A 25,168-nucleotide genomic window follows, 5' to 3' on the forward strand; every position below is an offset into this window, starting at 1 on the left:
CCGTCCTGCTCGCGCTTGAAGTAGATGTTGAAGAAGGCCGAGAAACGGTGCCAGGCAACGCCCCAGCTGATGTTCATGCCGACCATCGCCAGCCAGACCATGCCGCTCATCAGCTTGATCACGGCGAAGATCGACACCAGGGTCGGCGAGGCCGGGAGGATCTTGGCGACCTGCATGGTGAAGAAGTCGGAGTAGGCGTTCGCGTGGCCGTAGGTCGCGATCTTCGACGCCTTGACCAGGATCATGCCCAGGCCCTCGAGCAGCACGATGACCTCGACGAAGTAGGCCGGTCCGAAGCGCGAACCGCCGAAGCGCGACAACCGCTCGGGGACGCGCGGGTGGTTGAGCTGGCGGATCACGATCAGCACGATGATGCCGACGACGGTGGCGATGCCGAGGAGTTCGTCCCAGAGGTGCCACGCGAAGGTGTCACCGAAGACGGGCCAGTGGAACTCCGGGTTGATGGACTGTCCGTAGGCCTCGAACCACAGCAGGAATCCGCCGAGGAAGCCGACCATCACGAGCCAGTGCGCCCAGCCGACGGTGCGGAACTTCACCATGCGCGTGTGGACGATGAATTCCTTCATCATCGTCACGAAGCGCGGGAGGATGGGCCAGAAGCGGGAGCTGTCGACCTTGTGCCCGAGCTTGATGGTGCGGAAGATCCGCACCACGCCACCGAGGAACAGGTACCAGCAGAGGAGGCTGATCACCGCGGCTGTCGTGCCGATGGCAATCGTCGTGGTAGTCACGGGCGCGTACCGGCCTTTCGTCTAGGTCGTCCGCCCCCGGTCGCGGAACGCGAGGCTGGGTACCACGGGGCGGTGTACTACAGGTAACCGTAATTCGTTGCGCCACCGGCGCGCTGCCAAGGCTGGCCTAATTACGCTGGTCTACCTCATATCAGATGATACTCGCCAGTAACTTACTGTCGAGTCAGGGTGTCCGAGGCCACGTCCGGGCCGCGGGCGACCGGAGGCGTCACCGCGTTCGCGCGACCTTCTCGAGTTCTTCGAGCGCCGTGTCGAGGTGCGTGAGCAGGCGTTGCAGGCTCGGGAGCTGGGCCCGGGCGCCGATCAGCCCGAAGTTGATGTGCTCGGCGGTGCTGGTCACGGTGATGTTGAGCGCCAGGCCCTGCGTGGGGATGGAGACCGGGTAGACGCCGTCGAGGCGGGCGCCGTTCCAATACAGGTGCTTCGACGGCCCGGGGACGTTGCTGATGATGATGTTGAACTGCGGGGGGACGTACTGGACGAAGCCGGGCACGGTCGCGAAGGCGAGCGTTGCGAAATTCGCCGCGCCCAGCGCGAGGGCCTGCAGCGGACGAAGACCTCGGACCACCGACTTGCTGTGGCGCGCCGACTCGACGAGTTTGTCCAGGCGGCGTTCGGGATCCGGCTCGTCGGTCGCGAGACTCACCAGGATGGCGGTCACCGCGTTGCCGTCGTCATCGCCGTCGGTGTGCATCGACACCGGCACCGCCGCGATGAGCGGGGCGTCAGGCAACGCGTCCTGGTCGATGAGGTACGACCGCAAGGCCCCCGAACACATGGCGACGATCACGTCGTTGAGGGTGATGTTCCGGGCATCGGCCACTGCCCGCAGACGGTCGATCTCCCACTGCTGCGAGGCGAATCGGCGGGCGCTCCCGATCGCGACGTCGAGAATCGTGCGCGGGGCCCGTCCCAGTGGGGCGACGAACTCCGGGTCGCGGAGACCGGCCACCGCGACCTTCGCGGCCGCGGGCCCGAGGCCGGCGACCTGGCCGGCCACGTTCGCCAGGCCGGACACCCGGCTGCGCAGACTCGGCGAGGGGCGCGGGGGTCGACGCTCGACCAGCGCCGGGTCCCAGGGTGCAGTACCCGACCGGTCGTCAGGGTCGTCGGACAAGGTCCGCTGGAGCAGGCGCAACGCGGAGACGCCGTCGACGACGGAGTGGTGGATCTTGCTGTAGAGCGCCACCCGGCCGTCGTCGAGACCCTCGATGACGTGGATCTCCCACATCGGTCGGAACCGGTCCATCAGGGCCCCATGGTTGAGGGAGACGTATCGCAGCAACTCGCGGACGCGGCCGGGGCGGGGGAGCACAGTCCGGCGGACGTGGTAGTCGAAGTCGATCTCGTCGTCGAAGGACCACGCCACGTTGCCCAGCAGGGTCACCGGTACCGCCGGCCGCTTGCGGAAGGTCGGATGGACTTCGGTGCAGCCGCAGAACGCCTCGATGATCTCCTCGGCGAGTTCGCTCGACGACTGGCCCTCGCGCGGTACGAACAGTTGGAGTCCGCCCACGTGCATGGGCTGCTCCCGCGTCTCGGCGAGGAGGAACATCGACGAGGTGACCGGCATGTACGGCATCGCACCATCACTTTCACACCACGAAATGGATGCGCGCAGGCTGAGCGCGACCGAGGTCCCCTCAGTATCACGGGGCGACCGCCGGGTCCGGGCTCGAATGGGCATGTTGGGAGTCGGTCCCCCTACGTTGTAGGGGTGAGGTCAGGTGCTCGTCTCGTCGTGCCGGTGCTGTTGGTGCTGATCGAACTGTGGATCACCCTGGCCGTCACGTGGATGTACTTCTCGTCGGTGGGCAGGATCGACGACGCGACGGCGCCCGCCCGCCGGCCCACGCTGCTGGTGTTGGGTTCCCTCGTCTACGACGACGGCTCGCCCGGCGACTACGTGCGAGGCCGGCTCGACACGGCGCTGGACCTGTACCGGTCCGGGGGAGTGGGACGGATCATCAACTCGGGCAACGGTTCCGAGGGGGCGGGAAACGAACCCGCGGTGATGCGAGGCTATCTCGAGGAACGCGGTGTCGACCCGCGGGTGATCACCGACGACCCGGCCGGCCTCGACACCGCGGCGAGCTGCCGGCGCGCCCGCAAGGTGTTCGGCGTCGACGAGGTGGTCATCGTGACGCAGGGTTTCCACCTGCGCCGTGCCATCGCGTTGTGCCGAGACCAGGGTGTCGACGCGCGCGGGGTCGCGGCCCGATGCGACTGTCCCGCCTGGACTCTCGTCCGGAACCACGTCCGCGAGACGGTGTTCGCCGGGCCGCGGGCGGTGCTGACGGCGGTCACATCTCCCGCTCCCTGAGGAGCGAGCTTGCGAGCGTCACCCTGCTCCCTGAGGAGCGAGCTTGCGAGCGTCACGAAGGGTCACCACCAGCCCAGCGACCGCTGGAGATCGGTTTCGACGGCTGGGATCAGGCTGCGGACGAAGGTCGCCGAGAGGTGGTGGAAGTCGTGCCACACCAGGATGTTCCCGACAACCGCGGGGCAGTATTCGTCGTCGCACATGGCGTCGGTGTAGTCGAGGAAGCTCATGTTGGGGAACTCGCCGGCGAGCGCGGCGGCGGGGTCGGCCGGCGCCATAGCCTGAGCGCGGGGCACGCCGCACACCTCGGGTTTGCGACCGCTGGCGAGGCACTCCGGCGGCTTGAGTTGTCCGGTGGCCCAGGGGTTGTCGCGGACCGCGACGACCCGCTGCCCGCGGTCGCGGAACTCGGCGAAGATCTCTTCGTAGTCCTTGGGGACGTAGTCGCCGTCGCCCGACTCGACGGGCCGGGTGCTGTTGGTGAACACGACATCCGGCTTGTCGACGGCGAGCCGCTCCATGACGCGACGCGACCAGTCGTTGCACTGGTAGTACTTCTGGCCGAACCACGTGAACACGTGCTCGGTCGTGAGGGCGCACCCGACCTTGAGGTAGGTGGTCACGCGGAAGTCGTGGCGCTTGCCGATGGCGTCGAGCGCGGTGATCCACTGTTCCGCATGCGAACCGCCGACCAGCGCGATGGTTCGGGTGGCGTTCACGTTGCCGTAGTACCCGACCTTGATGGATGGGTCCTTCCAACCGCTGATGATCGAGTCGTAGGAGGTGATCGGCCAGTCCATGTCGACGACGTCCGGGCTCGGTTGTGCGGCCACGTTCGGTACCGGCGCGCCGTCGAGGAAGGCCCGCGCACCCGGGTACAGCCGCGGGTCGAGGTTTTGGGTGTCGAGGGTGGCGTTGGCGGCGTCGCGCTGCCAGGTCACCGCGGCGGCGCCGGCCGCGACGCTGATGACGACCAGCACCGCGACGAGCGCGCGCCGGTAGCCCCTGGTCTTCTCGAACGGCGGCCGCGTCACCGCGCCATCGGCATCGGGCGGCACCGGGGACTGCTTCCGCTTCGCCGACCCGGCACGCAGCGGTGCCTCGACGTACTTCGTCGTGAGCCAGGCGAGCAGCACGGACACGGCCAGGATGGCGGCGCCCTCGAACCACGAGACGTCGTCCTGATAGCGCCACGCCAGATAGAAGATGAGCAGCGGCCAGTGCCACAGGTACAGCGCGTAGGCGATCGAGCCCAGCCACACCAGCCGGGGATGGGCGAGACCGCGGCTCACCCCGGATCGGATCGAGGTCTGGCCGGACGCCGTCTTCTGATCGACGGGGGCCTGATCGATGGGGGCGGTCTGCGACGAGCCGACCCAGATGAGGATCAGCGTCGCGCCCACGGGGACGAGCGCCCACGCCGCGGGGTATTCCTGGACGCCGGCGATCCACCAGCCACACGTCACGATGAGGCCCAGGGCCACGATTCCCAGTAGGTCACGCACCCGCTGCGACAGCGCGATCCGCGGCATCCACACCGCGAGGAGTCCGCCCACGAGCGGTTCCCACAGACGGGCCACGGTGTCGTAGTAGGTGAAGGGCTGGTTGATCCCGTGGCGGTAGTTGGCCCACGCGAAGGAGCCCAATGCGACGACGCCGAGCGCGATCCCGACGACTCCACGGACCACCTTGGGGTCGGCGAAGAACGCGGATCGCCGGCCGAGGGCACGCAGCACCGCGCCCAGTGCCAGCGCGCAGACGAGGGTGAGGACGAAGAACTGGCCCTGCATCGACATCGACCAGAGATGCTGCATCGGGCTGTTCGCGGAGTCGGCGGCCGCGTAGTCCTGCGACTCGAACGCGAGGTGCCAGTTCTGGTAGTACAGCGCGCTGGCCTGCAGTTCGGCCCCGAGCGGTCCCCAACGCGTCGTCGGCATGATCAGCGCGATCAGTCCGGCGGTGACCGCGAGCACCAGCAGCAGAGCGGGCAGCAACCGGCGCAGGAGTCGGGAGAACCGAGGCCACGGATTGATCGCCGCGCCCCAGGAACTCGTCGCGGGTTGGGTCGCCAGGACGTGCTTGAGCAGAGACGCGACGAAGAAGTAGCCGGACAGGGTCAGGAAGACGTCGACGCCGCCGGACACCCGGCCGAACCAGACATGGAAGATCGCCACCAGCGCGATCGCGATGCCGCGCAACCCGTCGAGGTCCAACCGGTACCCGGACGTGTTGCCGGTCGCGGCGTCCTCGTTCGGGGTTGCGACGGGTGTCGCATCGGTCAGGGGCGTACGCACAGAGGGGGATGGTACTTGCCCGCACCTGAGGGAAGCCTGGCACGAGCGGGGTGTCGTCGGACCTCACCGCAGACTCGTGTGTTCACCTGCTGCGTCGGAGTCCGCGACTCTGTCGGCGCGGCGTCGTAGCATCCCTCACATGTTGCTTCTGTCGATGGGCGTCTCGGTGGACGGCTTCATCTCCGACCGCGACGGCAACTTCAACTGGTCGGTCCCCGCCGACGATCTGTTCGCCTTCCACACCGAACGGGTCGGCGAGCTCGGCGCGTTCGTGTGCGGCCGCCGGCTCTACGAGACGATGCTGGTCTGGGAGACCGACCCGCGGATGCGGGAGAACGACGCGGATGCCGCGTTCGCCGACATCTGGTCTGCGCTGCCCAAGGTGGTCTTCAGCCGCACCCTCACGTCGATCGAGGGCAACGCCAGGCTGGCGCAGGGATCGCTGGCCGACGAGCTCACCGCAGTGCTGGACTCGACCGACGGCGACGTGGAGATCGGCGGCGCCGACCTGGCCCGGCAGGCCATCGAACTCGGATTCGTCGACGAGTTCCGCATCTTCCGCTACCCGGTCATCGTCGGTGGCGGTACCCCGTTGCTGCCGCCGGTCGCCGACACGATCCGGCTGTCGCTCGCCGAGACCCGGACCTACGGGGGACAGGTGATCTACGAGCGGTACCGCCGAGTTCGCGACGACGCGTAGCGCGTTCCCCACCCGAGCCGGCACCGAAGCGCCGATTCGTTCTCGGTGCGTCTAACCCTTCAGCCACACCGATCGCCCCGGCACCCTGTCGAGCAGCCATTACACGCCGACAACCAGGGGAGATCCATTCATGACAGCACGACGATCGGTCGCGATCATCGGGGCCGGGCTGGCCGGGACCAGCGCCGCCCTCGGCTTCCTCGACGCCGGGTTCGACGTCACGCTCCACAGCGACCGGGACCGCGAGTCGTTGCGCGACAAGGTGCCGCCGACCGGTGTCGGTGTCCTGTTCGGCAAGTCCCGCGAGTGGGATGCCGAGATCATCGAGGACCTGTACGAGGTCAGCAACACCACCGGCATCAGCGCCCGGCTGTACTCCGGCAGCGGCGACGATCGCGCCGCGGTCCTCGAGTTCAACCCGGACTACGGCTACGTCGCCCAGGCCGTCGACCTCCGCCTCCGCGCCGACGACCGACTCGCCCGCTTCCTCGACCGCGGCGGCCGATTCGAGGTCGGGCACGTAGACCTCGACCGTCTCGACGCCATCGCCGCCGACGCTGACATCACCCTCGTCGCCACCGGCAAGGGTGGACTGTCGACGCTGTTCCCGGTCGACGAGTCGCGCACGCATTACCGGGAACCGCAGCGTCGGCTGCTGCAGGTCACCCTGACCGGCGTCGACCACGGCCCGGAGTCCTTTTCCTACCGCAGCAGCGCGGGCGGCGACCACTCGCTGTTCAACCTGGATGCGCAGAACGGTGAGATCTTCGTCGGACCGTTCCTGCACAAGGACGCCGGCCCGACGTGGTCGTTCATCGTCTTCGCCAAGCCCGACGGGGCGTGGGCCGCCCGGATCGATGACGTCCACGACGCGGTCTCGGCCCGGCAGACCATCTCCGGCATCTTCGCCGAATACTTCCCGGAGGATGCGCCGGTCATCGACCGGTTGCAGGTCATCGAGTCCGATCCGGTGTCGTGGCTCGAGGGTGCGGTCACCCCGACCGTGCGGCAGGCCGTCGCCACCACCGCGGGCGGGCATCCGGTAGCGGCGATCGGTGATACCGCGATCGCCGTCGACCCGGTCGCGGGGCAGGGTGCGCAGAACTCGCTGATCCAGGTCGCCGAACTGGTCAAGGCCGCTCGCGACCACGAGGGCGAATTCACCGCCGAATGGCTGTCGGCGGAGTTCGAGAAGCATTGGGAGCGACGCGGACGGGCCGCCGTCGAGGTCACCCGGCTCTACCTGGGCGACCCCGACTACGCGACCCACCTGGAGTTGTCGTTTCCGGCTGCCGCCGTCAGTCCCGCCATCGCGTCGGCCCTGTTCGGTCTCCTCTCCGAACCGAATCCGCTGCTCGGTCTGCGGACCCGCGAGGACGTGGAGGGCTTCATCGCCGCGGTGGCCGGAGAGCCGCACGACGAGGTCCTCGCCCGCTTCGCGCCGGCCGGACAATTCAGCAGCGCCGCCCCGGAGGCCGTGAGCGCCTGACTCTCGCCCCCTCCGGCGCCATGTGATACGAACGACATCGTCGTTCGAGCCGGCGCCGGAGGGGGCAGATGTGAAGTCGGGGTGGACGTTGGCCGACGCGCCTCCGCAAACCGGACGGGTCGCGGTGGTGACCGGCGCGAACTCGGGGATCGGGCGCGAGATCGCGCTCGGGCTGGCGACGCTGGGCGCTCGCGTCGTGCTGGCGTGCCGCAATCCTCAAACGTCTGCGGAGGCCCGCGACGACATCGTCGCGAAGGTTCCGGGCGCCGAGGTGGAGATCGTCGATCTCGATCTGGCGAGTCTGGATTCCGTGCGATCCGCGGCCGAGGAGATCCGACGCCGGCATGCGACCGTCGATCTGCTGGTGAACAATGCCGGCGTCATGCGGGCGCGGCACGAACTCACCCCGGACGGGTTCGAGATGGACTTAGGGACCAACTATCTCGGTCATTACGCGCTGACCGGCCGGCTGATGGATCTGATCCTGGCAGCCGACGCCGGGCGGGTGGTCACCGTCGGCAGTCAGGCGCACCGAGCCGGGAACATCGACTTCACGGACCTCCCGATGGACCGTGCGTTCACCAGTGCCGGTGCCTACTCGCGGGCGAAGCTCGCCCAGATGCTGTTCGCCCTCGAACTCGATCGTCGGATGAGAAGCGCGGAGGAATCGGCGATCTCGCTCGCCGCGCACCCGGGCGGAACCCGCACCGGCGTGATGCGCGAGCAGAGCCGGTTCCTGCAGTGGGCCTATCACGCGTCCTCGCTGCGATGGCTCACCGACCGATTCATCATGGACCCGCCCGACGGGGCGTTGTCGGTCCTCCGCGCGGGCACCGACCCGAAGGCGCAGGGCGGCGAATACTACGGCCCGGTGGGCGGTTTCGGGCTCGCCGGCCCTCCGGTGCTGGTGGAGCCGTCGGCGAAGGCGAAGGACCGCGACGTTGCAGCGCGGTTGTGGGACATCGGTGCCGAACTCACCGGGGTGACGATCGACCTCGGTTGACCTCCCCCCGGTCCCTGAGGAGCGCCCGGAGCTTGCGGAGGGCGCGTCGACCCCCGCTCCCTGAGGAGCGCCCGGAGCTTGCGGAGGGCGCGTCACGAAGGGTCTTGGCGCGGGAGTTGCGAAGACCCTTCGTGACGCTCGCAAGCTCGCTCCTCAGGGAGCAAGGGGTGCGTCACAGCCCCGTTCCGTCAGATCGCGAACCGCCCGGCGAACGACCGCAGCGGGAGGTCGGCGCTCGTCACGATGCCCGGCGCGGCCGCGACGACCGACGTGATCGAGTTGAGGGCCGGGAGTCCGGTGACGGTCATGCCGATGGATGCGAAGTTCTCCGGCTTGCTGAGGTCGAAACCCTTGCGCGGGAAGATCATGTGCTTGGAGTAGATGTTCGGGTCGCCGGTGACCTGGGTGATGTAGCAGGCCTGGATGTTCCACGACGGATCGGTGTGCGGTGTCATCTGCCATTCGAGGTGGGATTCGACGCGCGCCACACCGTCGACCATGCCCTGGTACTTGATGTAGCTGCCGCCCAGCGAACCCTCCGGGAGCTGATACCAGCCGAGGTCGACGTCCTTGGTGCAGGCGCCCAATTCGTAGGAAAAGGCCACCTCGTCGAGTTCGAGGTCGAAGGCGTCGGCCATCAGATAGACCGAGTCCGCGAAGACCGCGGTGTACTTGTAGAGCGAGTCGGGGATGCTCGGATCGTCCACGGGTAGGCCGTATCCGACGGCCTTCCAGGTGTCCACGGAGTGGTGGCAGGAGACGTCGACGGATTCGATGACCGTGACGTTCTCGATGTCGGCCACATCGGCGGTGTGCACGATGCCGAGGATCTGCGCCAGACCGGGGTTCATACCCGTGCCGTAGAAGGTCGCGCCGCCGCGCTCGCAGGCCTCGGCGATCACCTCGCTGACCTTGCGTCCCGAATGGTGCGGGTGATTGGTGTCGCGATGGAATCCGGTGATCCAATCCGCGGTGGTCACGACGTTGATCCCGGCTTCGAGAACCTGGACGTAGAGGTCCTCGTCGGGGAAGACGCCGTGGAAGGTGAGGACATCCGGACGGGCGGCGATGATCTCCTCGACCGTGCCGGTGGCCGTCACCCCGATCGGGTCGAGGCCGACGATCTCACCGGCGTCGCGGCCGATCTTGTCTGGCGTATAACAATGCAGCCCAACCAGTTCCAGGTCGGGATGCGACTGGATGCGCCCGATCATCTCGGTGCCCAGATTGCCGGTGGCGACCTGGAAGACCCGAACTTGTTCGGTGGTGGTCATGACAGATCCTCTCGGGCTGAATGTATGTCAGGACTGCGTGGCGGCGCGTAGCGCCTCGAGCTCGGAACGGCGGATGCGGACGAAGTCATCGCCTTGTGGCAGCACCGCTCCACTCGACGACGACGGATCGGCATCGTCGGGCCCGCCGTCGGGGTAGAACTGGCGCGCCCACTTGCGGAGAGCGGTGAATCCCTCGAACTCCTTGCGGGACAACGCGGGTGGATCGGAGTACCGCTGGTGTGCCCAGATGTCGATGTCGGCGGCGAACTGCTCGATGACGAGGTCGGCCATGACGGTCCCGTAGCGGGTGATCTCGCCGGTCTCTTCACCGGGCTTGCGTCCGATCCACACGGTGAACCGCACGTCGGAGGTGTGCTCGTCGACCGGGGTGACCGCCGGCATCGTGCGGTTGTCGACCATGCCCCAGCTCTTGGTGACCGAACAGCCCAACCCGGCGTTGATCGATTCGACGCCGCTGGTGGCGTTCTCGAGTGTTGCGCCCTCCTCGAAGGCGATCGTGAAGTCGACATGCGACACCGGCCCGTCGAAGTCGTGCCGGGTGAACTCGGGCATGAACGGTGTCTTGTGGACGAACTTGAAGTGGGCGAAGTCGACGCCGTTCTCCATGATGTACTGCGGGTGGATCTCGAGTCCCGGCCGGAAGAGGGTGGCTGCGGGCACCGGTGGGTAGTAATCGGCGGCGGTGCGGTCGTCGTCGAAGTCGCCGAAGATGTCGGGAACATCGAAATGCGGCGGCCGACCCTCCATGTCGTGCCAGATCCAGATGGCCTCGTTGCGCTCGACGACCGGATGGCTGCGGATCCGACGCCCCCGGTTGGGATGTTTCTCGTACGGGATGCAGACGTTGCGACCATCGCGATTCCACTCCCAGCCGTGGAACGGGCACACCAGGTTCTCACCCTCGACGTGGCCGCCGTGACCGAGGTGGGCGCCGAGATGTTCGCAATAGGCGTCGAACACAGAGACCTGGCCCGACCGCGACCGCCAGGCGACCATCTCGCGCCCGAAGTACTTCATCGTGTGGACCGCCCCGACCGGGATCTCCGAGCACCAGGCGACCTGGAACCAACCGGTGGGTGTCATCGACAGCGGCGTTCTCGCCATGCGGCAACCGTAGGTCCCGCGGGACCAGAATGCAAGAGGGCTCTATGAAAAAGGCTGTGCCTGGTCAGCTGGCGGTTTCGGCGAGCTCCGGACTCGGTGACGCGGAATGCATGACCCGATGGATCTCGGCCGTGAAGTCCTCGGCGGCCTCGATGTTCGACGCGTGGCCGGTGTCGAGGACCACGAGGCGATCGAGGTAGCCGCGAATCGACAGGGCATGCGCGATGCGCTGGGTCATCGCGTGCGGGAGAAGGAGGTCGTGCCGACCGCCGATGACCGTTGTCGGCACGGTGATGGCGTCGGCGCCTGCGGGTCCCATCGCCAACTGGAGAAGGGCCACGGCGGACTTCGCGCGGGAACTGGGCGAGCACGAGCGGGTCATCGCGAGAACGAATGCGGCGTGATCGACGGTCGCCGACCGGCCGTTCAGGATGCGATGCCGGATGACGCTCCGTGTGAACCGATCTCCCGGGAAGGGAACCGGTATCGACAGCGCCATCTGCAGCAGCCACAGCGGCGCCTTGATCGGGCCGTTGACGAGCGGCAGCACCCGGCTCTCGGTGGCGACCCCGCCCCACGTGGTGTTGGCGAGAACCATGGCGGTGGCTCGCGACTCGGCCTGATCGCGATGTCGGTGAGCCCAGGCCTGCAGGGTGATGCCGCCCATGCTGTGCCCGACGAACACTGCTGTGGACGCTTCCGGGAGTGCCTGGGAGACAACGGTGGACAGATCGTCGGCCAGGACGTCGGTGTCGAATGCGCGACGGCCCCAGGTGCTCTCGCCGTGGCCGCGCTGGTCGTAGGCGATGACGTGGTAGCGCTCGGCCAGCGCATTGATCTGCGGATTCCAGTACTCGACACAACACGACCAACCATGCACAAGAACGAGTACGGGGGCGTCCGCCGGCCCGTGGTGGGCGACGCGCAACCGCGCGCCGTCGTCGGTCACCGCCCATGAGGTCCGTTCGGGTTCGCGGCTGTTGAAGAGCGTGTCCACGTAGACGCGGTTACGGAGCCGGCGTCGCGCCTCTGCTGGTAGGAGGCCGGACAGCGCGTGACGGGCGGCTCCGATGCCGGCGGCTGCTGCACTCATGTCGTCCTCCTCGAACCGCCAGTGACTCGTGTCACATCGGCTGCACAATGATACAAATATCGCCTGTCTGTATCTACCGCTTCAGGTAACGGTTTGTGCCATTTGTCGGGTTGCGCCTGAACCGGTCGGCTGCCTGCACGGATGATGGTCGTCCGTTCTTCGTCGCCATCGGTTCGGCGGACGGGTAGCCGAGTGAATGATCGCCAAACATCGTGCCGGTCAACGCGTCGTCGGAGGCCATGACCAAGACCGACAGCCGCTACGATCGGCAGCCATGGTTTCCGGCGAATCCCGCACCTCCGACGCCCGCGCCGAGACCGACGGATCCGCTGAGGGTGGAACCGGCAGTGTCACCCGGCGGGTGAACCGACGCGGCCAGGCGACGCGCGAGGCGATGCTCGACGCCGCGCTCGCGTCGTTGGCCACCGGCGATCCCGCGTCCGTGTCGGGCAATCGGATCGCCAAGGACATCGGGGCGACGTGGGGCGCGGTCAAGTACCAGTTCGACGACATCGACGGTCTGTGGGCGGCGGTGCTGCACCGGACCGCAGAGCATCGTGGCGACCTCCCGATGAATGTCAAACCTGAAGCGCCGCTGGCAGAGCGGGTCGCAGCCATAGTCGACCTCATGTACGACGGGCTGACCGCGCCAGAGTCACGCGCCATCGAGACCCTGCGGGCGGCCCTGCCGCGCGATCCGGACGAGTTGCGCCGGCTGTTCCCGAAGACCGCCGCCGAGTTCGCGTCGTGGGGGCCGTCGTGGGTCGAATCGTGCCAGCGCGCTTTCGCCGACCTCGACGTCGATCCGGAGCGGGTACGCGAGGTCGCGGCGTTCCTGCCCGGGGCCATGCGAGGCTTGGTGTCGGAGAAGCAACTCGGCACCTTCCAGGATCAGCAGTTGGCGCGCCGGGGCCTGGCCAGGGCCATCGTCGCCCTGCTCGCGGGCTGAGGAACCGCCCGGCGGGTGTCGCGCGAACGCGAATCAGTCCGCGTCGCGACCGTCGGAGTCGGTCTCGCTGCCGGTCTCGGCCGGGTCGTCTTCGCCCTCTGCCTGGTCCGGCTGCGAGGCGTTCGACGTGAGCATGTCCGGGTCGGCGTCGGGGTCGTACGGCTGGTCGTGCTGCTCACCTGAGGTCATGGTGCACTCCTTCGTGTCGAGCGGTGCGTTCCCCTCACGCCGACGTGCCAAACTCCGCGCTCGGGGGCATCGCCGACCCGTGGATTTCGCATGACCGGTGCCGGTTTCGCTCGCTGTCCCGCGGGCTATTCCATGAGGCGGCCCGTCCCGGACGCGGACCGCCGCGACGCGCCAGGACACGAGAAAGAGACGGTGATGCTGCAGCCGACCGAGCCGAGGGCCGCGGCGTACACGCTGCGCGCGGTTCTCGCGTGCGGACTGTGTCTGCTCCTCCTCGTCGGATGCGCTCGGCAACCCGGCGGCGTGACGGCCGAGCTGTCGCATTCGTCCGGCGACGTGGTGAGCTCGGTCGCCTCCGGACAGGAGGGCCTGCGCCTGTGGGCCGAGGACCGGGCACCGCGACAGTATGTGCGCGTCCTCTTCGACGATCTCATCGAGCAGTCACTGTCCGCCTACGGGGCGGTCGTCAACCTCGACATCGACAACGTGGCCGATGAACCGATGCGGGCGGGCGTCGAGGACGCCATGGGCGAGGCCACCCGGGTCCTCGTCTCCGCCCGCTCGGTGACGCTGCTCGACCGCGAGGACCCGCGGGTCGCGCAGTCACTCGACGCCCTGACCAAGGTCGGCGAGCGGCTGCAACAGATCGTCGACGACCCCCGTTCCGCAGCCGGCGGGAGGGGATGAACGGTGAAGACGATCTTCGGCGTCGCACTCGGCATCCTGACCGCCATCGGCGGCTTCCTCGACATCGGTGACATCGTCACCAACGCGGTGGTCGGCTCCCGGTTCGGCTTCGGTCTGGTGTGGGTCGTCGTGGTCGGCGTCATCGGCATCTGTCTGTTCGCCGAGATGTCCGGGCGGGTCGCCGCGGTGAGCGGACGCAGCACCTTCGAGATCATCCGGGAACGACTCGGCCCGCGGATGGGTGCGGCCAACCTCGTCGCCTCGTTGTTCGTCACCGGCCTGACCCTCACCGCGGAGATCGGCGGCATTGCGCTCGCGCTGCAACTGGCGAGCGGGGTCGCGCCGCTGCTGTGGGTGCCGGTCGCGGCATTCGGTGTGTGGATCATCCTGTGGCGGGCCAACTTCAAGATCATGGAGAACGTGACCGGCCTGCTCGGCCTGTGCCTGGCCGTGTTCGGCGTGGTCTTCTTCCTGTTGCAACCGTCCTGGGGTGAGGTGTGGAGTCAGATGACAGCGCCCTCGATCCCGTCACAGGAGTCGGTACCCACGTACTGGTACTACGCCATCGCGCTGTTCGGTGCGGCGATGACACCGTACGAGGTCTTCTTCTTCTCCTCGGGCGGCATCGAGGAGGGCTGGCGGCGTAAGGATCTCGCCCGCGAGCGATGGAATGTGCTGGTCGGATTCCCCCTCGGCGGCCTGGGTTCGATCGCGATCGCCGGCGCCGCAGCGCTCTACCTGATGCCCGCCGACATCTCGGTGGATTCGCTGTCGCAGGTCGTCTTACCCGTGGCGCAGGCCGGCGGACAGCTGGCACTCGCCTTCGCGATCATCGGGCTGGTCGCGGCGACGACCGGCGCGGCTCTGGAGACGGCGCTGTCGACCGGCTACACCATCGCCCAGTACGCCGGATGGCCTTGGGGCGCAGCCAAGAAGCCGTTCCAAGCGGCACGGTTCCACCTCGTGATCATCGTGTTCCTCCTCGGGGGAGTGCTGATCCTGCTGACCGGCGTCGATCCGATCATGGTCACCGAGTATTCGGTCGTGTTCTCCGCGGTCGCCCTGCCGTTGACCTATCTACCGATCCTCGTGGTGGCGAATGATCGAGAATACATGGGAGACAGAGTGAACGGGCGAGTGATGAACTTCTTCGGAACCATCTATCTGGGCATCATCGTGGTCGCCTCGGTGGCTGCGATACCGCTGCTGATCGTGACGGGGGCGGGGCGGTGAGTGCGCGGGACGACGACCGCGGGTTGTCGCGCCGGGCCACGATCGATCTCCGACTCCATCTGCTGGACAGGCAGATCCATGACCGGGATGGGGTGCCGCTCGGCGTCGTCGACGACGTCGAGATCGAGATGCCGGAGGATGGCCCGCCGCGGGTCTCCGCCCTGCTCACCGGCCGCGCGCTCTTCTACCGACTCATCGGCGGCGGGCCGCACATCAGCGAACTCGACCGCATCCCCTTCGACCGCGTGCGGGACATCGATGTGCGCGTCGCGGTCGACGACGCGCAGGAGGAACTCGAACTCGCGTGGCCGGAACGGTGGTGCCGGGATCACATCGTCGCGCGCATCCCCGGGAGCGGGAAGCGATGATTGCCAGCGACCTGTTGAGCTGCACCGTCCGAGGATCGGACGGCGATCACGTCGGCCACGTGATCGACCTGCGCTTCGAGGTGGAGGACGACGAACTGAGGCTTGTCGGGTTGCTCGTCAACCGCCGGAATCGCGTGTCCTTCCTCGGGTACGAACGTCAGGGGGTCGCGCGGCCATGGGCGCTGAACCGGTTCTTCGCGTGGTTGCACCGCGGCACCGTGCTCATCCCATGGGACGACGTGGAGACCGTCGAGGACGGGACGGTCTACCTCCGGGACGGCTTCCATCGCCTCGACGCCTCGCTCGACACCGCCGGCGACCGCGGGGCATCCTGACGCTTCGGAGGTCCGGTGCGCCCAGTCGACGCCGTGATACGCACAGACGACGGTTTGGTCAGCACGGTCGAAGGGTAGACCGGGGGCAGCCGACGCCGCGGTCCGCCCGGCGTGAATCCGCTGTGGTGAGGAGAGTCGTCGCAGATGTCCCGGGGACCCGATGATGACGTGCAGGAAAGCACAGGCCAGGCGACCACGACGCCGCGGCTGGCGCGAGCAGGACTCCTCGACACCGGCCGCATCCTGGGCGGTGTGCTGGCCCCGGTGATCGCCGAAGGTGTTGTGGCGCGACGCAAGTCGATGGTCCGCCTCGGTGGGCGACTGGACACCCACGGTCGCGCGGCGCGGGTGCTGAACGGTCTGCGGTCCAGGTACGACGCCGACGCGCTGGCCCTCACCTTCCCGCGGTCGATGGTGCTCGCGTTGCGGCCTCCGGCGGTGACGGCGACGCTCGACGGAACGCCGGATCCGTTCACCCCGGCGTCGAAGGAGAAGGTCGCGGCGCTGTCGCGCTTCCAGCCGACGGGCGTGTTGATCTCGGACGACCGGCATCGCCGGGCCCGTCGTGAACTGAACGAGCTGGCGCTGCAGACCTCCTCCGACGTGCACTCCCTGCACCGACGATGCGGACAGATCGTCGAATCCGAGATCGCGGAGCTGCTCGCGACCCTCACCGACGGCCGTCTGACGTGGGATGCCTACGCCGTCGCGCACTGGCGCATGGTGCGCCGCTTCGTCTTCGGTGACGCGGCCCGCGACGACGAGAAGGTGACCGACCTCCTGACGGCGCTGCGTCGGGATGCCAACTGGGGCCCGGTCTTCCCGTATCGGTCCACCACCTACAACAACTTCCGGCGGCGTCTCGACCACCTGGTGGCCGCCGCGCCCGGCGACTCGCTCGCCGGGGTCACCAGAGACGCACTGGACAATCCGGGTTCGCTGGACCCGACCGGTCAGATCCCGCACTGGCTGTTCGCATTCGACGCGGTCGCGGTGGCCGTCCACCGCTCGCTCGCACTGCTGGCCGCCCACCCCGCGACCGTGACGGCGGCACGGACCGAGGTCGCCGGCGTGGACCCAGGGGAGGCGCGACTGCTGCCGACGCTCCGTGCGACTGTCCTGGAGTCGCTGCGTCTGTGGCCGACGACCCTCGCCATCCTTCGCGAGGCGAGCAGGGACGTCCCCTGGGACGGTGGCACCGTCCCCGAAGGCGCGACCACGATCGTGATCGGGGAGTTCTTCCAACGTGACGACGACGCAATGGACTTCGCCCAGCGCTTCACCCCCGACGCCTGGGCCGACGGACGCGCTCAGAGACTCGCCGGTGTCGTCCCGTTCAGCGACGGCCGGGGCGAATGCCCGGGACGCAACGTGGTCCTGATGTTCAGCACGGCGGTGCTCGCGGCGATCTGCGAGGGCCACGAACTCGACGACAACGTGCTCGCGCCACGTGTGCGCGGCGGCGTCGCCGAGATGCCACGCGCCTTCGACCATTTCGATCTCACCGTCTCGCTCCGAGCCGCGCCCTGACATCCCGGCTCACGCAGGATTGACGAGAGCCTGTCCTGGGTATGAACAGCGCACCGATCGGCGGTTGACGTCGGACGCCCGGACGCCGAGACAAGGACAGGGCGGTCCACGAACCGCGATGCCCAATGGTGGGTTTCGGTGCGGCACGATAGGAGACGACCGATGGGGTCTCACTGCAGGACGACGCGCGATCACGACGAGATCCGGGAGTGGGCGACCACCCACCGGGGTGTGCCCGCCCGGGTTCGCGGCATCCGGAGCGTCGGCGGAACAGGAATGCTCCGCATCGACTTCGACGGTGCGGTCGACGGCGACCTCGAGCCCATCACCTGGGACGAGTGGTTCCAGAACTTCGAGCGGGCCGAACTGGCTCTCGTCTACGAAGCGGAGAAGTCCGACGCCAGCAGGACCTTCGCGAAAGTCGTGCCTGCGCCGGACTTCTGAGCCGAGCTCAGACCCGCCGGGCCGCGTACCGGGCGCCCTCGAGCGTCATGCCGTTGACCGAGTAGAGCACGTGCAGGGCATTCGGGCCGCCGACGGGCGCCCCGTCGCAGATGGTGTCGCCGGGGATGCAGTAGCGGACGGTGCGGCTGCGGTACGGCGCGGCCACCTTGACCGGGGGCGCGCCGATGTCGTCGATGAACCGATCCGACGGCGCACCGTAGAGCACGATCGCGGCGACGTTGCGCGCCATGTTCGCCGGCAGCGGCGGCGGGACGAACCGGTCGTACGCGGCGTACCGGGCGGGCAGGTCCAGTCCGGCGTGGACGGCGTAGCCGGCGACCACGGCACCCTGGGAGTAGCCGCCGAGGACGACCTTGGTGTCCGGGCACTTCGCGGCCAGGTACTTGATGCGGTTCTGGGTGGTGCGGACGCCGTCGGCCACCGTGCGGGCGAACTTCAACCGGTTGTTGAACTGGTCGCTGGCCGGGTACTTGACGCCGTAGGCGCTGACGGACCGGCCCGGCAGCTGCGAGCGAACGGCCTCGACGAAGGAGATCCCGGTGAGGCCCAGCGGCGGAGAGGTCTCGACGGTGCCGCGTGCGAACACGACCTCGACGTCGGAGCACGACGGTGCGGCCTGCGCCGTGGGCGAGCCGACGGCCACCGCCCCCGTGATCGCCGCGATGACACAGAGGACGGAGACACTGAACCGTTTGATCACCAGGCCAATGGTAGAGATCACGTTCGACGGAGATAAGAGCTTGATCGTCCCAAAGATTGAGCCGATCCAGGGCCATCCGGACGACAGTCCGGCACGAACAACAAGCTTGGACTGACACATAAGTACGATCAGGTAATCGTCGGGCACGCCGGCGGTTGATGATGAGGATGAGTGCCCGTGGAGACAGACGTTCATTTCAAGATCGCGGAGCTGGCGCGGCAGATGCACGCCGTCCCCGAGTCCAGCGAGGACACCGCGGCCGAGGTCTTGCCGTCGATCACCGCGGGTGCCGTCGAGTACGTTCCCGGAGCGCAGTACGCGGGCGTCCTGCTGGTCGATCAGAAGAAGAACTTCGACACGCTCGCGCCCACCGACCCGCTGATGAACCTGGCCGATCGGATCCAGAAGGAGACGGGCGAGGGACCGTGCCTGCAGGCGGCATGGGAACACCACACCGTCCTCGTGAACGACATCGCCCGCGACGAGCGATTCCCTGCCTTCTCCGCCCGCATCCTCGACGAGAGTCCGCTGCGGTCCAGCCTGTCGTTCAAGCTGTTCACCGACAAGGGGACCATCGGCGCGCTCAACGTGTTCGCTGATACGCCGGACGCCTTCGGCGACGAGTCCCTGGAAGTCGGCCTGTTGTTCGCGACCCACGCCGCCCTGGCGTTGCGCGCCGCGCGGCAGCAACAACACTTCCGCAGTGCGTTGGCCAGCCGGGACATCATCGGTCAGGCCAAGGGCATGATCATGTACCGCTTCCGCATCGATTCGGTCGCCGCCTTCGCTCTGCTCCGACGCCTGTCCCAGGACACCAACACGCCGCTGGCCAAGGTCGCCGAACAGCTCATCGAGAGGGAACTGGCCGAGCCCACCGACGGGGGCGCGGAGTCGCTCTCCTGACCGGGCAGGTCGGCGTCGGGGGCTGTTAGATTCCCCGGGTGAACCTCGAGCAACTGGGGCCCGGAGCCCGTCGGCGTCTCGGCTATGCCGGTTTCGCCGGAATCGTCGTCGTCTACCTGGCCATCATCCAGCTCGGGGGCCTGGCGATCGCGCGCTTCGCGGACGAGAACGAGCCGGTCACCACCGCGGGCGTGGTCTTCGGGATGATCCTCCCGCTCGGGGCGGCGCTCGTGTTCACGATCGTCGTCATCGTCGTCCTGGGATGGCGCAAGCCCGTGCTGCGCGACGACCGGCCCGTCCGGCGCTGGGTCTGGATCGTCCCGGCGGTTTTCGTCATGGCCATCCTGGTCGGCATCGACTACAGCTCGCTGGCCCAGAAGGACCTCCTGTTCATCCTGACCCTGTTGATCGCGACGCAGTTCGTCGGCTGGGGCGAGGAGGCGATGTTCCGGGGCATCGGTGTCACCACATTGCGCGATCACGGGCTCAGCGAGGGCAAGGTGGCGCTGTGGTCCAGCGTCATCTTCGGCGCGGTGCACCTCACCAACGTGATCGGCCACGGGTTGAGTGCCATCCCGCAGGCGGTGGTGGTCAGCCTGGCGGGCTACTTCTTCTATCTCATCCGGCGGGTGTCGGGCGGCAACGTCCTCAACTCGGTCATCCACGGACTCTTCGACTTCACGCTCATCTCGGGCACCATGATCCTGGTCGATCAAAGGGGCTATGTCGGTGCGTTCGCGCCGGTCCTGGTCTACGTCGTGCTCGGCATCGTGTTGTTCCTGGCCCGCCACCACATCGAGCCGGCGAACACGGTCGGCAGGCGTCTGCGGTAGCGACTACGTTGGCCACATGCGCAGCCGGCACCTGAGTGTGGTCATCAACGCCGAACCTGCGAAGGTCTACGACTTCGCGGCCGAGCCCGACAATCTGCCGCGCTGGGCCGCGGGGCTGGCGAAGTCGGAGGTGGTCCGGCGGGGTGACGAGTTGCTCGTGGAATCGCCGATGGGCACCGTGACCGTCCGGTTCGTCCCGCGGAACGGTCTCGGCGTCGTCGACCACGAGGTGGTGCTTCCCACCGGGGACACCGTGCTCAATCCGCTTCGGGTGCTGGCACATCCAGAAGGTGCCGAAGTCGTCTTCACGATCCGGCAGCTGGCCATGTCCGACGACGAGTTCGACCGCGACACCCAGATGGTGGAAAAAGATCTCGCACAACTGAAATCCCTGCTGGAGGCGGCCGGCCCGGCCTAGTATCCAACCGGGCCGAACCGGCCGGCGTCACTTCCGCTGAACCGTGAAGTCCACGGAGTCCGAGTTCCGCAGAGCTTCCCACGCGGCCGAACTGACGCCGAGTGCGTCGAGTAGGTAGGCCGCGACGGCGTCGGCCACCAGCGCGACCCGGGCCGGGTTCTCATCGGTGGTTTCCCGGACCGCCTCACCGGCGATGCCGCCGAGAGTGTGTTCGCCGTCCGGAATCCACATCAGGTCCGTCGCGCCGGGGGAGAGGTGGAAGGCATCGGTCAGCCACTCCGGGCCTCGTGTCGACAGTGCCGAGTCGTCCTTGCCGCCGGCGACGACGAGCGCCGGGGTGGACATCGTCGAGAAGTCCGGCCGCATGAACGGCAGGTGTTCGCGCGCGTACTCGCTCAGGCTGTCGCCGGTCCCGGCCGTCGCGATCAGTGCGCCCGCTCGCACGGCGGGGTGTGCGAGATCCGGGCCGACGACCCCGTCCGGCCCGATCACACGCGCGCCGAGGAGCGTGCCGACGGTCTGACCGCCCCACGAGTGGCCGGCCGCGGCGAGCAGGCCGATGTCGACGCGCGGGCGCAGGTCCCCGCCGGCCGCGATCAGGATCTCGTCGAGATGGTCGATCACCGCGTGCGCGTCCTGCACTCGCGTGCGCCAGATGGACGCGAATCGCGGGTCGTCGAATCCGATCCCGTGGCGCCGGGAATCGAGATGCGTCGGCTGTACGACGACGAAACCTGATGCGGCCCAACGATCGACGAGTGGCGTGTAACCGTCCATCGACCAGGCGTTGCCGTGGGAGAACACGAGGACCGGGAGCCGGTCCCCGGTGGCCGGTGCGGTGACTCTCGCCGTCAACGGGAACGGACGGTCCGAGGTGGGGACGACGATGGGCTTGACGGAGACGATCTGACGAACGAGCACTTCCGTGGACATGAGAGTTCCCTTCGGGACGGGGCGGGTGCGCGATAAGCTGGACGGAACGATGTTCCGCCAAACTAGCGGAACAGTGTTCCGCGAGCAAGGGGTGGACGGTGTCCGCAGGAAGAACAGCACGTCAGATGCAGGCCGAACGGAGCCGTACGGCACTTCTCGAGGCGGCGGCCGCGGCCTTCGTCGATGCGGGCGTGCAGGCCCCGGTGCGGGAGATCGCCACGCGTGCCGGTGTCGGCGTCGGCACCGTGTACCGGCATTTCCCGACCCGGGCGGAACTGGTCACCGCGGTCTACCGGCACCAGGTCGACGAATGTGCGGCACTGGCGGAACAGCTTCTGGCCGAACAGGTCCCGCCGCGTGCCGCGCTGTGCCGGTGGACGTCGGCGTTCACCGACTTCCTCGTGACCAAACACGGCTTGAGTGACGCGCTCAGCTCCGACGACCCGAGCCTCGTCGATCTGCACGCGCTCATCTTCGACACCCTCGTGCCGGCGTTCGCCTCGCTACTCGAACCGGCGCAGGCCACGGGAGAGGTCAGCCGGGACATCTGCGCGCTGACCTTCCTACGGGCGATCGGCAACCTGTGCATCATGGGACCCGGGTACACCGACGCCGACGCCAGGGCGATGGTCGGTCTGTTGTTGATCGGCTCCGGTGCATCGTCGGCAGGGAGTGAGTACGCATGACGCAGCCTCGGCTGTTCTTCATCCACGGCGCGGGCGGATACGCCGACGACGGCCCGCTCGCCGATGCGCTGGCCGCGGCACTCGACGTGGCGCTGGACATGCCTCGGTTCTCCGACGATGACATGTCGATCGAGGCGTGGGCCCGACCGATCCGCGAGCGTCTCGCGGGGCTGGACGCCGACGATCACGTCGTCGCGCACTCGTTCGGGGCGACGGTGCTGATGCATGTCTTCGCCGACGCCGATGTCGCCTCGAGAAGTGCTGTGCTGCTTGCGATGCCGAATTGGGGACCGGACGGCTGGGATGTTCCGCAGTACGTGCTCCCCCACCACCTGCCCGCCGAAGGGCTCGTCGCTTCGGTCCACCACTGCGTCGACGACGACGTGGTGCCCGTCGAGCACCTGGACCTGAACGCGGCGTTCTTGCCGTCGGCGCCGGTGCATCGTCACCCGGTGGGCGGTCACCAGTTCGACGGGCTCGCCGACGTCCTCGCCGCCGAGCTCATCACCGCCGAGAACCGATGAGCGAGAACAGCATGGCCGACGCCGGGTCCCGCGGGGTGCCGGCCGCGTCGGCGGCGGGGCGGTGGCTGATCGTCGCCGCGGTCCTCGGTTCGGGTGTCGCCTTCATCGACGGCACCGTCGTCAACGTCGCGCTGCCCGCCATCGCGCGCGACCTCGACACGGGGCTGCGCGGCCAGCAGTGGGTGCTCGACGGGTATCTGCTGACCCTGAGCGCGCTGTTGTTGATCGGCGGCGTCGCCGGTGACCGGTACGGACGGCGGTTGGTGTTCGCCGGAGGTCTGGCGGTGTTCGCGGTGGCGACCGTCGCGTGCGGGCTGGCGCCGACCGTCGAACTCCTCGTCGCCGCGCGGATCGTGCAGGGGATCGCCGCGGCCGCGGTGGTTCCGGGCAGTCTCGCTCTGATCAACGCCGAGATCCGGCCGTCGGACCGCGGTGCGGCGGTCGGTCTGTGGGCCGGGATGTCCGGCGCGACCACGGCCCTCGGACCGTTCCTCGGTGGTTGGCTCGTCGACGCGGCGTCGTGGCGGTGGACATTCCTGCTCAGCGTGCCGCTCGCGCTGGGCGCCCTGTGGATCGCGATCCGGCACGTGCCCGAATCGCGAGGCACGCCGTCGAACGCCCGTCTGGACGTGGCGGGTGCCCTGGCGATGACCGTCGGGCTCGCGGGCGTGATCTACGCACTCATCGAGGGGCCGTCGAACGGGTGGAACGGGGTAACGGTTGCGGCGGGGGTGGTCGGAGTCGTCGCGCTGGTGGGCTTCGTGGTGATCGAGTCGCGGGTGTCGGCGCCGCTGCTGCCGCTCGGGCTGTTCCGGTCGTCGCAGTTCACCGGCGCCAATCTGACGACACTGCTGGTCTATGCGGCGCTGGGCGGTGCGCTGTTCCTGCTGGCCCTGCAGTTGCAGCAGAGCCTCGGTTACTCGGCGTTCGAGGCCGGCGCGGCGATGTTCCCGAGCACGTTCATCATGCTGTTCGGGTCGCCCTTGGTCGGCAAGCTGGCGCAGCGCACGGGGCCACGGCTGCCGATGACGGTCGGCCCGCTCATCGCGGCCGGTGGTTTCGCGCTGATGTCCCGGGTCGAGCCCGGCTCGGGCTACGTCGACTCCGTGCTGCCCGGGGTGCTGCTGTTCGGCCTCGGCATGACGGTGACGGTCGCGCCGCTCACCTCCGCCGCGCTCGCCGCCGTCGACGACGAGCTCGCCGGCACCGCGTCGGGCGTGAACAATGCGGTGGCGCGGCTCGCGGGGTTGCTCGCGGTGGCGGTGCTGCCCGCCGTGGCGGGGATCGATGCGGGTCCCGGCGATCCGCTCGGCGACGGCTTCCGGACGGCCATGTACATCTGCGCGGCATGCTGCGCAATCGGCGGGCTGGTGGCGGCGTGCACGATCCGCTCGAGCACGGACGTGCGACCGCAGGTCCGGGCGGGTGTGGACACCGCCTGCCAGGATGCGGCGACCCGGGCAGGTTAGGCCCGGCGTTCGCCCGTGCCGGCCGCGATGGCCCAGAGCACGAGGACGGGCTGGAAGAACAGTCGAGTGAGCCGCTTCTGGTCGGTGTCGAGGCCGAAGGCGTCGATGTGCTCGACGTACTGGTTGATGTTGCCGGGGAAGATGACCACGAAGAACGCGGCCACGATCCACGACACCACCTTGCGGTGGCGGGGCAGCGCGATCAGCGCGGCGCCCAGGGCGATCTCGACGCCGCCGGAGGCCAGCACCACGAAGTCCTTGCTGAATGGCACCCAGTCGGGGACCTGTGCCTGGAACTCCTCGCGCTGGGCGGTGAGGTGGCCGACGCCGGCGATCACCAATACCGCGCCCAGGGCGATCCGGGCGATGGCCCGGCCCAGCGGCTGACGAGTGGTGGTCGGCGCGACGATCGACATGTGGGCTCCTCGGGTGGGTGTCGGTTCGGTTCTACCGCACTTCGTGGCGGGCGGGGTTTCGGACGGTCAGCGCTGGGAAGTTCGGGTCAGCATGAGTCTTGATGACGATTTCTGGCACAGAAGTACTTACTTGTGATTGAGTGTTGTGATTGCGACCACAACGGTGTGGTCGCTCGTTGTATGTAGAGGACCGCCCATGACCCCCGATGTCGCACCCGCACACCGACTCTCCGTGTCCTGGCTGCAGGCTGTGCCGAGTGCGCTGCGCGGGGCGGCCGGTGTCGTCGTGACCACCGCGGCGTTCTTCGTCGCGGTCGCGGTTCTGGTGATCGCCCAGATCGTCGTCCTCGCCACCCGCGCCGCGGTCGACCTCACCTGAGGTTCATCGGGAGCCGCACCCCGTTCGCTCCTGGCATAAATCGCCCGGGAACAAGATTCCTGCCACCTGGGTTGAGT

At 68.1% G+C, this 25,168-nt stretch carries 28 protein-coding genes and 1 pseudogene; 18 read left to right on the plus strand and 11 right to left on the minus strand.

The genetic code is table 11. The annotated features are described in order from the left end of the window. Together ACFVHY_RS14510 and ACFVHY_RS14515 are read right to left on the minus strand one after the other, a co-directional pair. Positions 1-752 (minus strand): annotated as a pseudogene (locus ACFVHY_RS14510) (Fe-S oxidoreductase); the annotation flags it as partial. Between the two features lie 229 nt (positions 753-981). Beyond that, on the minus strand, positions 982-2,355 hold the full coding sequence (locus ACFVHY_RS14515; RefSeq protein ID WP_390272884.1) for a wax ester/triacylglycerol synthase family O-acyltransferase: 1,374 nt from the start codon (positions 2,353-2,355) through the stop codon (positions 982-984). Between the two features lie 213 nt (positions 2,356-2,568). On the opposite strand from ACFVHY_RS14515, the gene ACFVHY_RS14520 reads away from it, so the two are divergent. Then, positions 2,569-3,096 (plus strand): vancomycin high temperature exclusion protein, encoded by a 528-nt coding sequence (locus ACFVHY_RS14520; RefSeq protein WP_390273234.1) that lies wholly within the window; start codon positions 2,569-2,571, stop codon positions 3,094-3,096. 62 nt (positions 3,097-3,158) lie between these two features. Here the strand turns inward: ACFVHY_RS14520 and ACFVHY_RS14525 are convergent, their stop codons facing one another. Further along, positions 3,159-5,390 carry an acyltransferase family protein gene (locus ACFVHY_RS14525; RefSeq protein WP_390272887.1) on the minus strand — a complete coding sequence of 744 codons (2,232 nt, stop codon included), beginning with the start codon at positions 5,388-5,390 and terminating at the stop codon, positions 3,159-3,161. A 139-nt stretch (positions 5,391-5,529) separates the two neighbouring features. Between ACFVHY_RS14525 and ACFVHY_RS14530 the strand changes: the two genes are divergently transcribed. The 3 genes from ACFVHY_RS14530 to ACFVHY_RS14540 all read left to right on the plus strand — a co-directional run bounded on the left by ACFVHY_RS14530 (position 5,530) and on the right by ACFVHY_RS14540 (position 8,582). Then, a complete protein-coding gene (locus ACFVHY_RS14530; protein ID WP_390272890.1) occupies positions 5,530-6,090 on the plus strand; it encodes a dihydrofolate reductase family protein in 561 nt (186 codons plus the stop codon). Between the two features lie 130 nt (positions 6,091-6,220). After that, positions 6,221-7,579 (plus strand): styrene monooxygenase/indole monooxygenase family protein, encoded by a 1,359-nt coding sequence (locus ACFVHY_RS14535; protein ID WP_390272892.1) that lies wholly within the window; start codon positions 6,221-6,223, stop codon positions 7,577-7,579. 70 nt (positions 7,580-7,649) lie between these two features. Further along, on the plus strand, positions 7,650-8,582 hold the full coding sequence (locus ACFVHY_RS14540; RefSeq protein ID WP_390272895.1) for an oxidoreductase: 933 nt from the start codon (positions 7,650-7,652) through the stop codon (positions 8,580-8,582). A gap of 188 nt (positions 8,583-8,770) precedes the next feature. Here the strand turns inward: ACFVHY_RS14540 and ACFVHY_RS14545 are convergent, their stop codons facing one another. The 4 genes from ACFVHY_RS14545 to ACFVHY_RS14560 all read right to left on the minus strand — a co-directional run bounded on the left by ACFVHY_RS14545 (position 8,771) and on the right by ACFVHY_RS14560 (position 12,315). After that, positions 8,771-9,856 carry a dihydrodipicolinate reductase gene (locus ACFVHY_RS14545; protein WP_390272897.1) on the minus strand — a complete coding sequence of 362 codons (1,086 nt, stop codon included), beginning with the start codon at positions 9,854-9,856 and terminating at the stop codon, positions 8,771-8,773. A gap of 27 nt (positions 9,857-9,883) precedes the next feature. After that, a complete protein-coding gene (locus ACFVHY_RS14550; protein ID WP_390272899.1) occupies positions 9,884-10,981 on the minus strand; it encodes a Rieske 2Fe-2S domain-containing protein in 1,098 nt (365 codons plus the stop codon). A 64-nt stretch (positions 10,982-11,045) separates the two neighbouring features. Beyond that, the gene (locus tag ACFVHY_RS14555) at positions 11,046-12,074 is read right to left on the minus strand and encodes an alpha/beta fold hydrolase (protein WP_390272902.1); all 1,029 of its coding nucleotides are present in this window, start codon (positions 12,072-12,074) and stop codon (positions 11,046-11,048) included. 73 nt (positions 12,075-12,147) lie between these two features. Further along, positions 12,148-12,315 carry a hypothetical protein gene (locus ACFVHY_RS14560; protein ID WP_390272905.1) on the minus strand — a complete coding sequence of 56 codons (168 nt, stop codon included), beginning with the start codon at positions 12,313-12,315 and terminating at the stop codon, positions 12,148-12,150. 33 nt (positions 12,316-12,348) lie between these two features. Here ACFVHY_RS14560 and ACFVHY_RS14565 point away from each other — a divergent pair, with 33 nt between their 5' ends. After that, entirely contained in the window at positions 12,349-13,023 is a 675-nt protein-coding gene (locus ACFVHY_RS14565; RefSeq protein WP_390272907.1) for a TetR/AcrR family transcriptional regulator, read from the plus strand. A gap of 33 nt (positions 13,024-13,056) precedes the next feature. Here ACFVHY_RS14565 and ACFVHY_RS14570 read toward each other — a convergent pair whose 3' ends face one another. After that, a complete protein-coding gene (locus tag ACFVHY_RS14570) occupies positions 13,057-13,212 on the minus strand; it encodes a hypothetical protein (protein ID WP_390272910.1) in 156 nt (51 codons plus the stop codon). 195 nt (positions 13,213-13,407) lie between these two features. On the opposite strand from ACFVHY_RS14570, the gene ACFVHY_RS14575 reads away from it, so the two are divergent. From ACFVHY_RS14575 to ACFVHY_RS14600, 6 genes are all read left to right on the plus strand, one after another. Further along, positions 13,408-13,899: a hypothetical protein gene (locus ACFVHY_RS14575; protein ID WP_390272912.1), complete on the plus strand. Its 492-nt coding sequence runs from the start codon at positions 13,408-13,410 to the stop codon at positions 13,897-13,899. A gap of 3 nt (positions 13,900-13,902) precedes the next feature. Continuing rightward, positions 13,903-15,132: an Nramp family divalent metal transporter gene (locus tag ACFVHY_RS14580; RefSeq protein ID WP_390272915.1), complete on the plus strand. Its 1,230-nt coding sequence runs from the start codon at positions 13,903-13,905 to the stop codon at positions 15,130-15,132. Next, positions 15,129-15,500: a PRC-barrel domain-containing protein gene (locus ACFVHY_RS14585; protein WP_390272917.1), complete on the plus strand. Its 372-nt coding sequence runs from the start codon at positions 15,129-15,131 to the stop codon at positions 15,498-15,500. The genes ACFVHY_RS14580 and ACFVHY_RS14585 overlap by 4 nt, the downstream gene beginning before the upstream one ends. Further along, a complete protein-coding gene (locus ACFVHY_RS14590) occupies positions 15,497-15,835 on the plus strand; it encodes a PRC-barrel domain-containing protein (RefSeq protein ID WP_390272920.1) in 339 nt (112 codons plus the stop codon). The genes ACFVHY_RS14585 and ACFVHY_RS14590 overlap by 4 nt, the downstream gene beginning before the upstream one ends. 168 nt (positions 15,836-16,003) lie before the next feature. Continuing rightward, positions 16,004-17,365: a cytochrome P450 gene (locus ACFVHY_RS14595; protein WP_390272922.1), complete on the plus strand. Its 1,362-nt coding sequence runs from the start codon at positions 16,004-16,006 to the stop codon at positions 17,363-17,365. Between the two features lie 162 nt (positions 17,366-17,527). Next, positions 17,528-17,809 (plus strand): hypothetical protein, encoded by a 282-nt coding sequence (locus ACFVHY_RS14600; RefSeq protein WP_390272925.1) that lies wholly within the window; start codon positions 17,528-17,530, stop codon positions 17,807-17,809. A 7-nt stretch (positions 17,810-17,816) separates the two neighbouring features. Here the strand turns inward: ACFVHY_RS14600 and ACFVHY_RS14605 are convergent, their stop codons facing one another. Next, the gene (locus tag ACFVHY_RS14605) at positions 17,817-18,539 is read right to left on the minus strand and encodes a cutinase family protein (RefSeq protein WP_390273235.1); all 723 of its coding nucleotides are present in this window, start codon (positions 18,537-18,539) and stop codon (positions 17,817-17,819) included. Between the two features lie 168 nt (positions 18,540-18,707). Between ACFVHY_RS14605 and ACFVHY_RS14610 the strand changes: the two genes are divergently transcribed. The 3 genes from ACFVHY_RS14610 to ACFVHY_RS14620 are packed head-to-tail and all read left to right on the plus strand — an operon-like array spanning position 18,708 to position 20,684. Next, positions 18,708-19,433, plus strand: a complete 726-nt coding sequence (locus tag ACFVHY_RS14610; RefSeq protein ID WP_390272927.1) for a GAF and ANTAR domain-containing protein — start codon at positions 18,708-18,710, stop codon at positions 19,431-19,433. A gap of 38 nt (positions 19,434-19,471) precedes the next feature. Beyond that, positions 19,472-20,266, plus strand: a complete 795-nt coding sequence (locus tag ACFVHY_RS14615) for a CPBP family intramembrane glutamic endopeptidase (protein WP_390272929.1) — start codon at positions 19,472-19,474, stop codon at positions 20,264-20,266. Positions 20,267-20,282: 16 nt separating this feature from the next. Further along, complete coding sequence (locus tag ACFVHY_RS14620; RefSeq protein ID WP_390272932.1) at positions 20,283-20,684, plus strand: SRPBCC family protein; 402 nt, start codon at positions 20,283-20,285, stop codon at positions 20,682-20,684. Between the two features lie 27 nt (positions 20,685-20,711). On the opposite strand, the gene ACFVHY_RS14625 is transcribed toward ACFVHY_RS14620, so the two are convergent. Further along, positions 20,712-21,617 carry an alpha/beta hydrolase family protein gene (locus ACFVHY_RS14625; protein WP_390272934.1) on the minus strand — a complete coding sequence of 302 codons (906 nt, stop codon included), beginning with the start codon at positions 21,615-21,617 and terminating at the stop codon, positions 20,712-20,714. A 98-nt stretch (positions 21,618-21,715) separates the two neighbouring features. On the opposite strand from ACFVHY_RS14625, the gene ACFVHY_RS14630 reads away from it, so the two are divergent. The 3 genes from ACFVHY_RS14630 to ACFVHY_RS14640 are packed head-to-tail and all read left to right on the plus strand — an operon-like array spanning position 21,716 to position 24,296. Continuing rightward, positions 21,716-22,303: a TetR/AcrR family transcriptional regulator gene (locus ACFVHY_RS14630; RefSeq protein ID WP_390272937.1), complete on the plus strand. Its 588-nt coding sequence runs from the start codon at positions 21,716-21,718 to the stop codon at positions 22,301-22,303. Next, a complete protein-coding gene (locus tag ACFVHY_RS14635; RefSeq protein ID WP_390272940.1) occupies positions 22,300-22,827 on the plus strand; it encodes an alpha/beta hydrolase in 528 nt (175 codons plus the stop codon). The genes ACFVHY_RS14630 and ACFVHY_RS14635 overlap by 4 nt, the downstream gene beginning before the upstream one ends. After that, the gene (locus ACFVHY_RS14640) at positions 22,824-24,296 is read left to right on the plus strand and encodes an MFS transporter (protein ID WP_390272943.1); all 1,473 of its coding nucleotides are present in this window, start codon (positions 22,824-22,826) and stop codon (positions 24,294-24,296) included. The genes ACFVHY_RS14635 and ACFVHY_RS14640 overlap by 4 nt, the downstream gene beginning before the upstream one ends. On the opposite strand, the gene ACFVHY_RS14645 is transcribed toward ACFVHY_RS14640, so the two are convergent. Next, entirely contained in the window at positions 24,293-24,712 is a 420-nt protein-coding gene (locus ACFVHY_RS14645; RefSeq protein WP_390272946.1) for a MauE/DoxX family redox-associated membrane protein, read from the minus strand. The genes ACFVHY_RS14640 and ACFVHY_RS14645 overlap by 4 nt on opposite strands. 196 nt (positions 24,713-24,908) lie before the next feature. Between ACFVHY_RS14645 and ACFVHY_RS14650 the strand changes: the two genes are divergently transcribed. After that, complete coding sequence (locus ACFVHY_RS14650; protein ID WP_065632450.1) at positions 24,909-25,091, plus strand: hypothetical protein; 183 nt, start codon at positions 24,909-24,911, stop codon at positions 25,089-25,091. Positions 25,092-25,168: the final 77 nt, after the last annotated feature.

Origin of the sequence: Gordonia sp. NPDC127522, from assembly GCF_042672305.1 — a bacterium.
Taxonomy (GTDB): domain Bacteria; phylum Actinomycetota; class Actinomycetes; order Mycobacteriales; family Mycobacteriaceae; genus Gordonia; species Gordonia hongkongensis.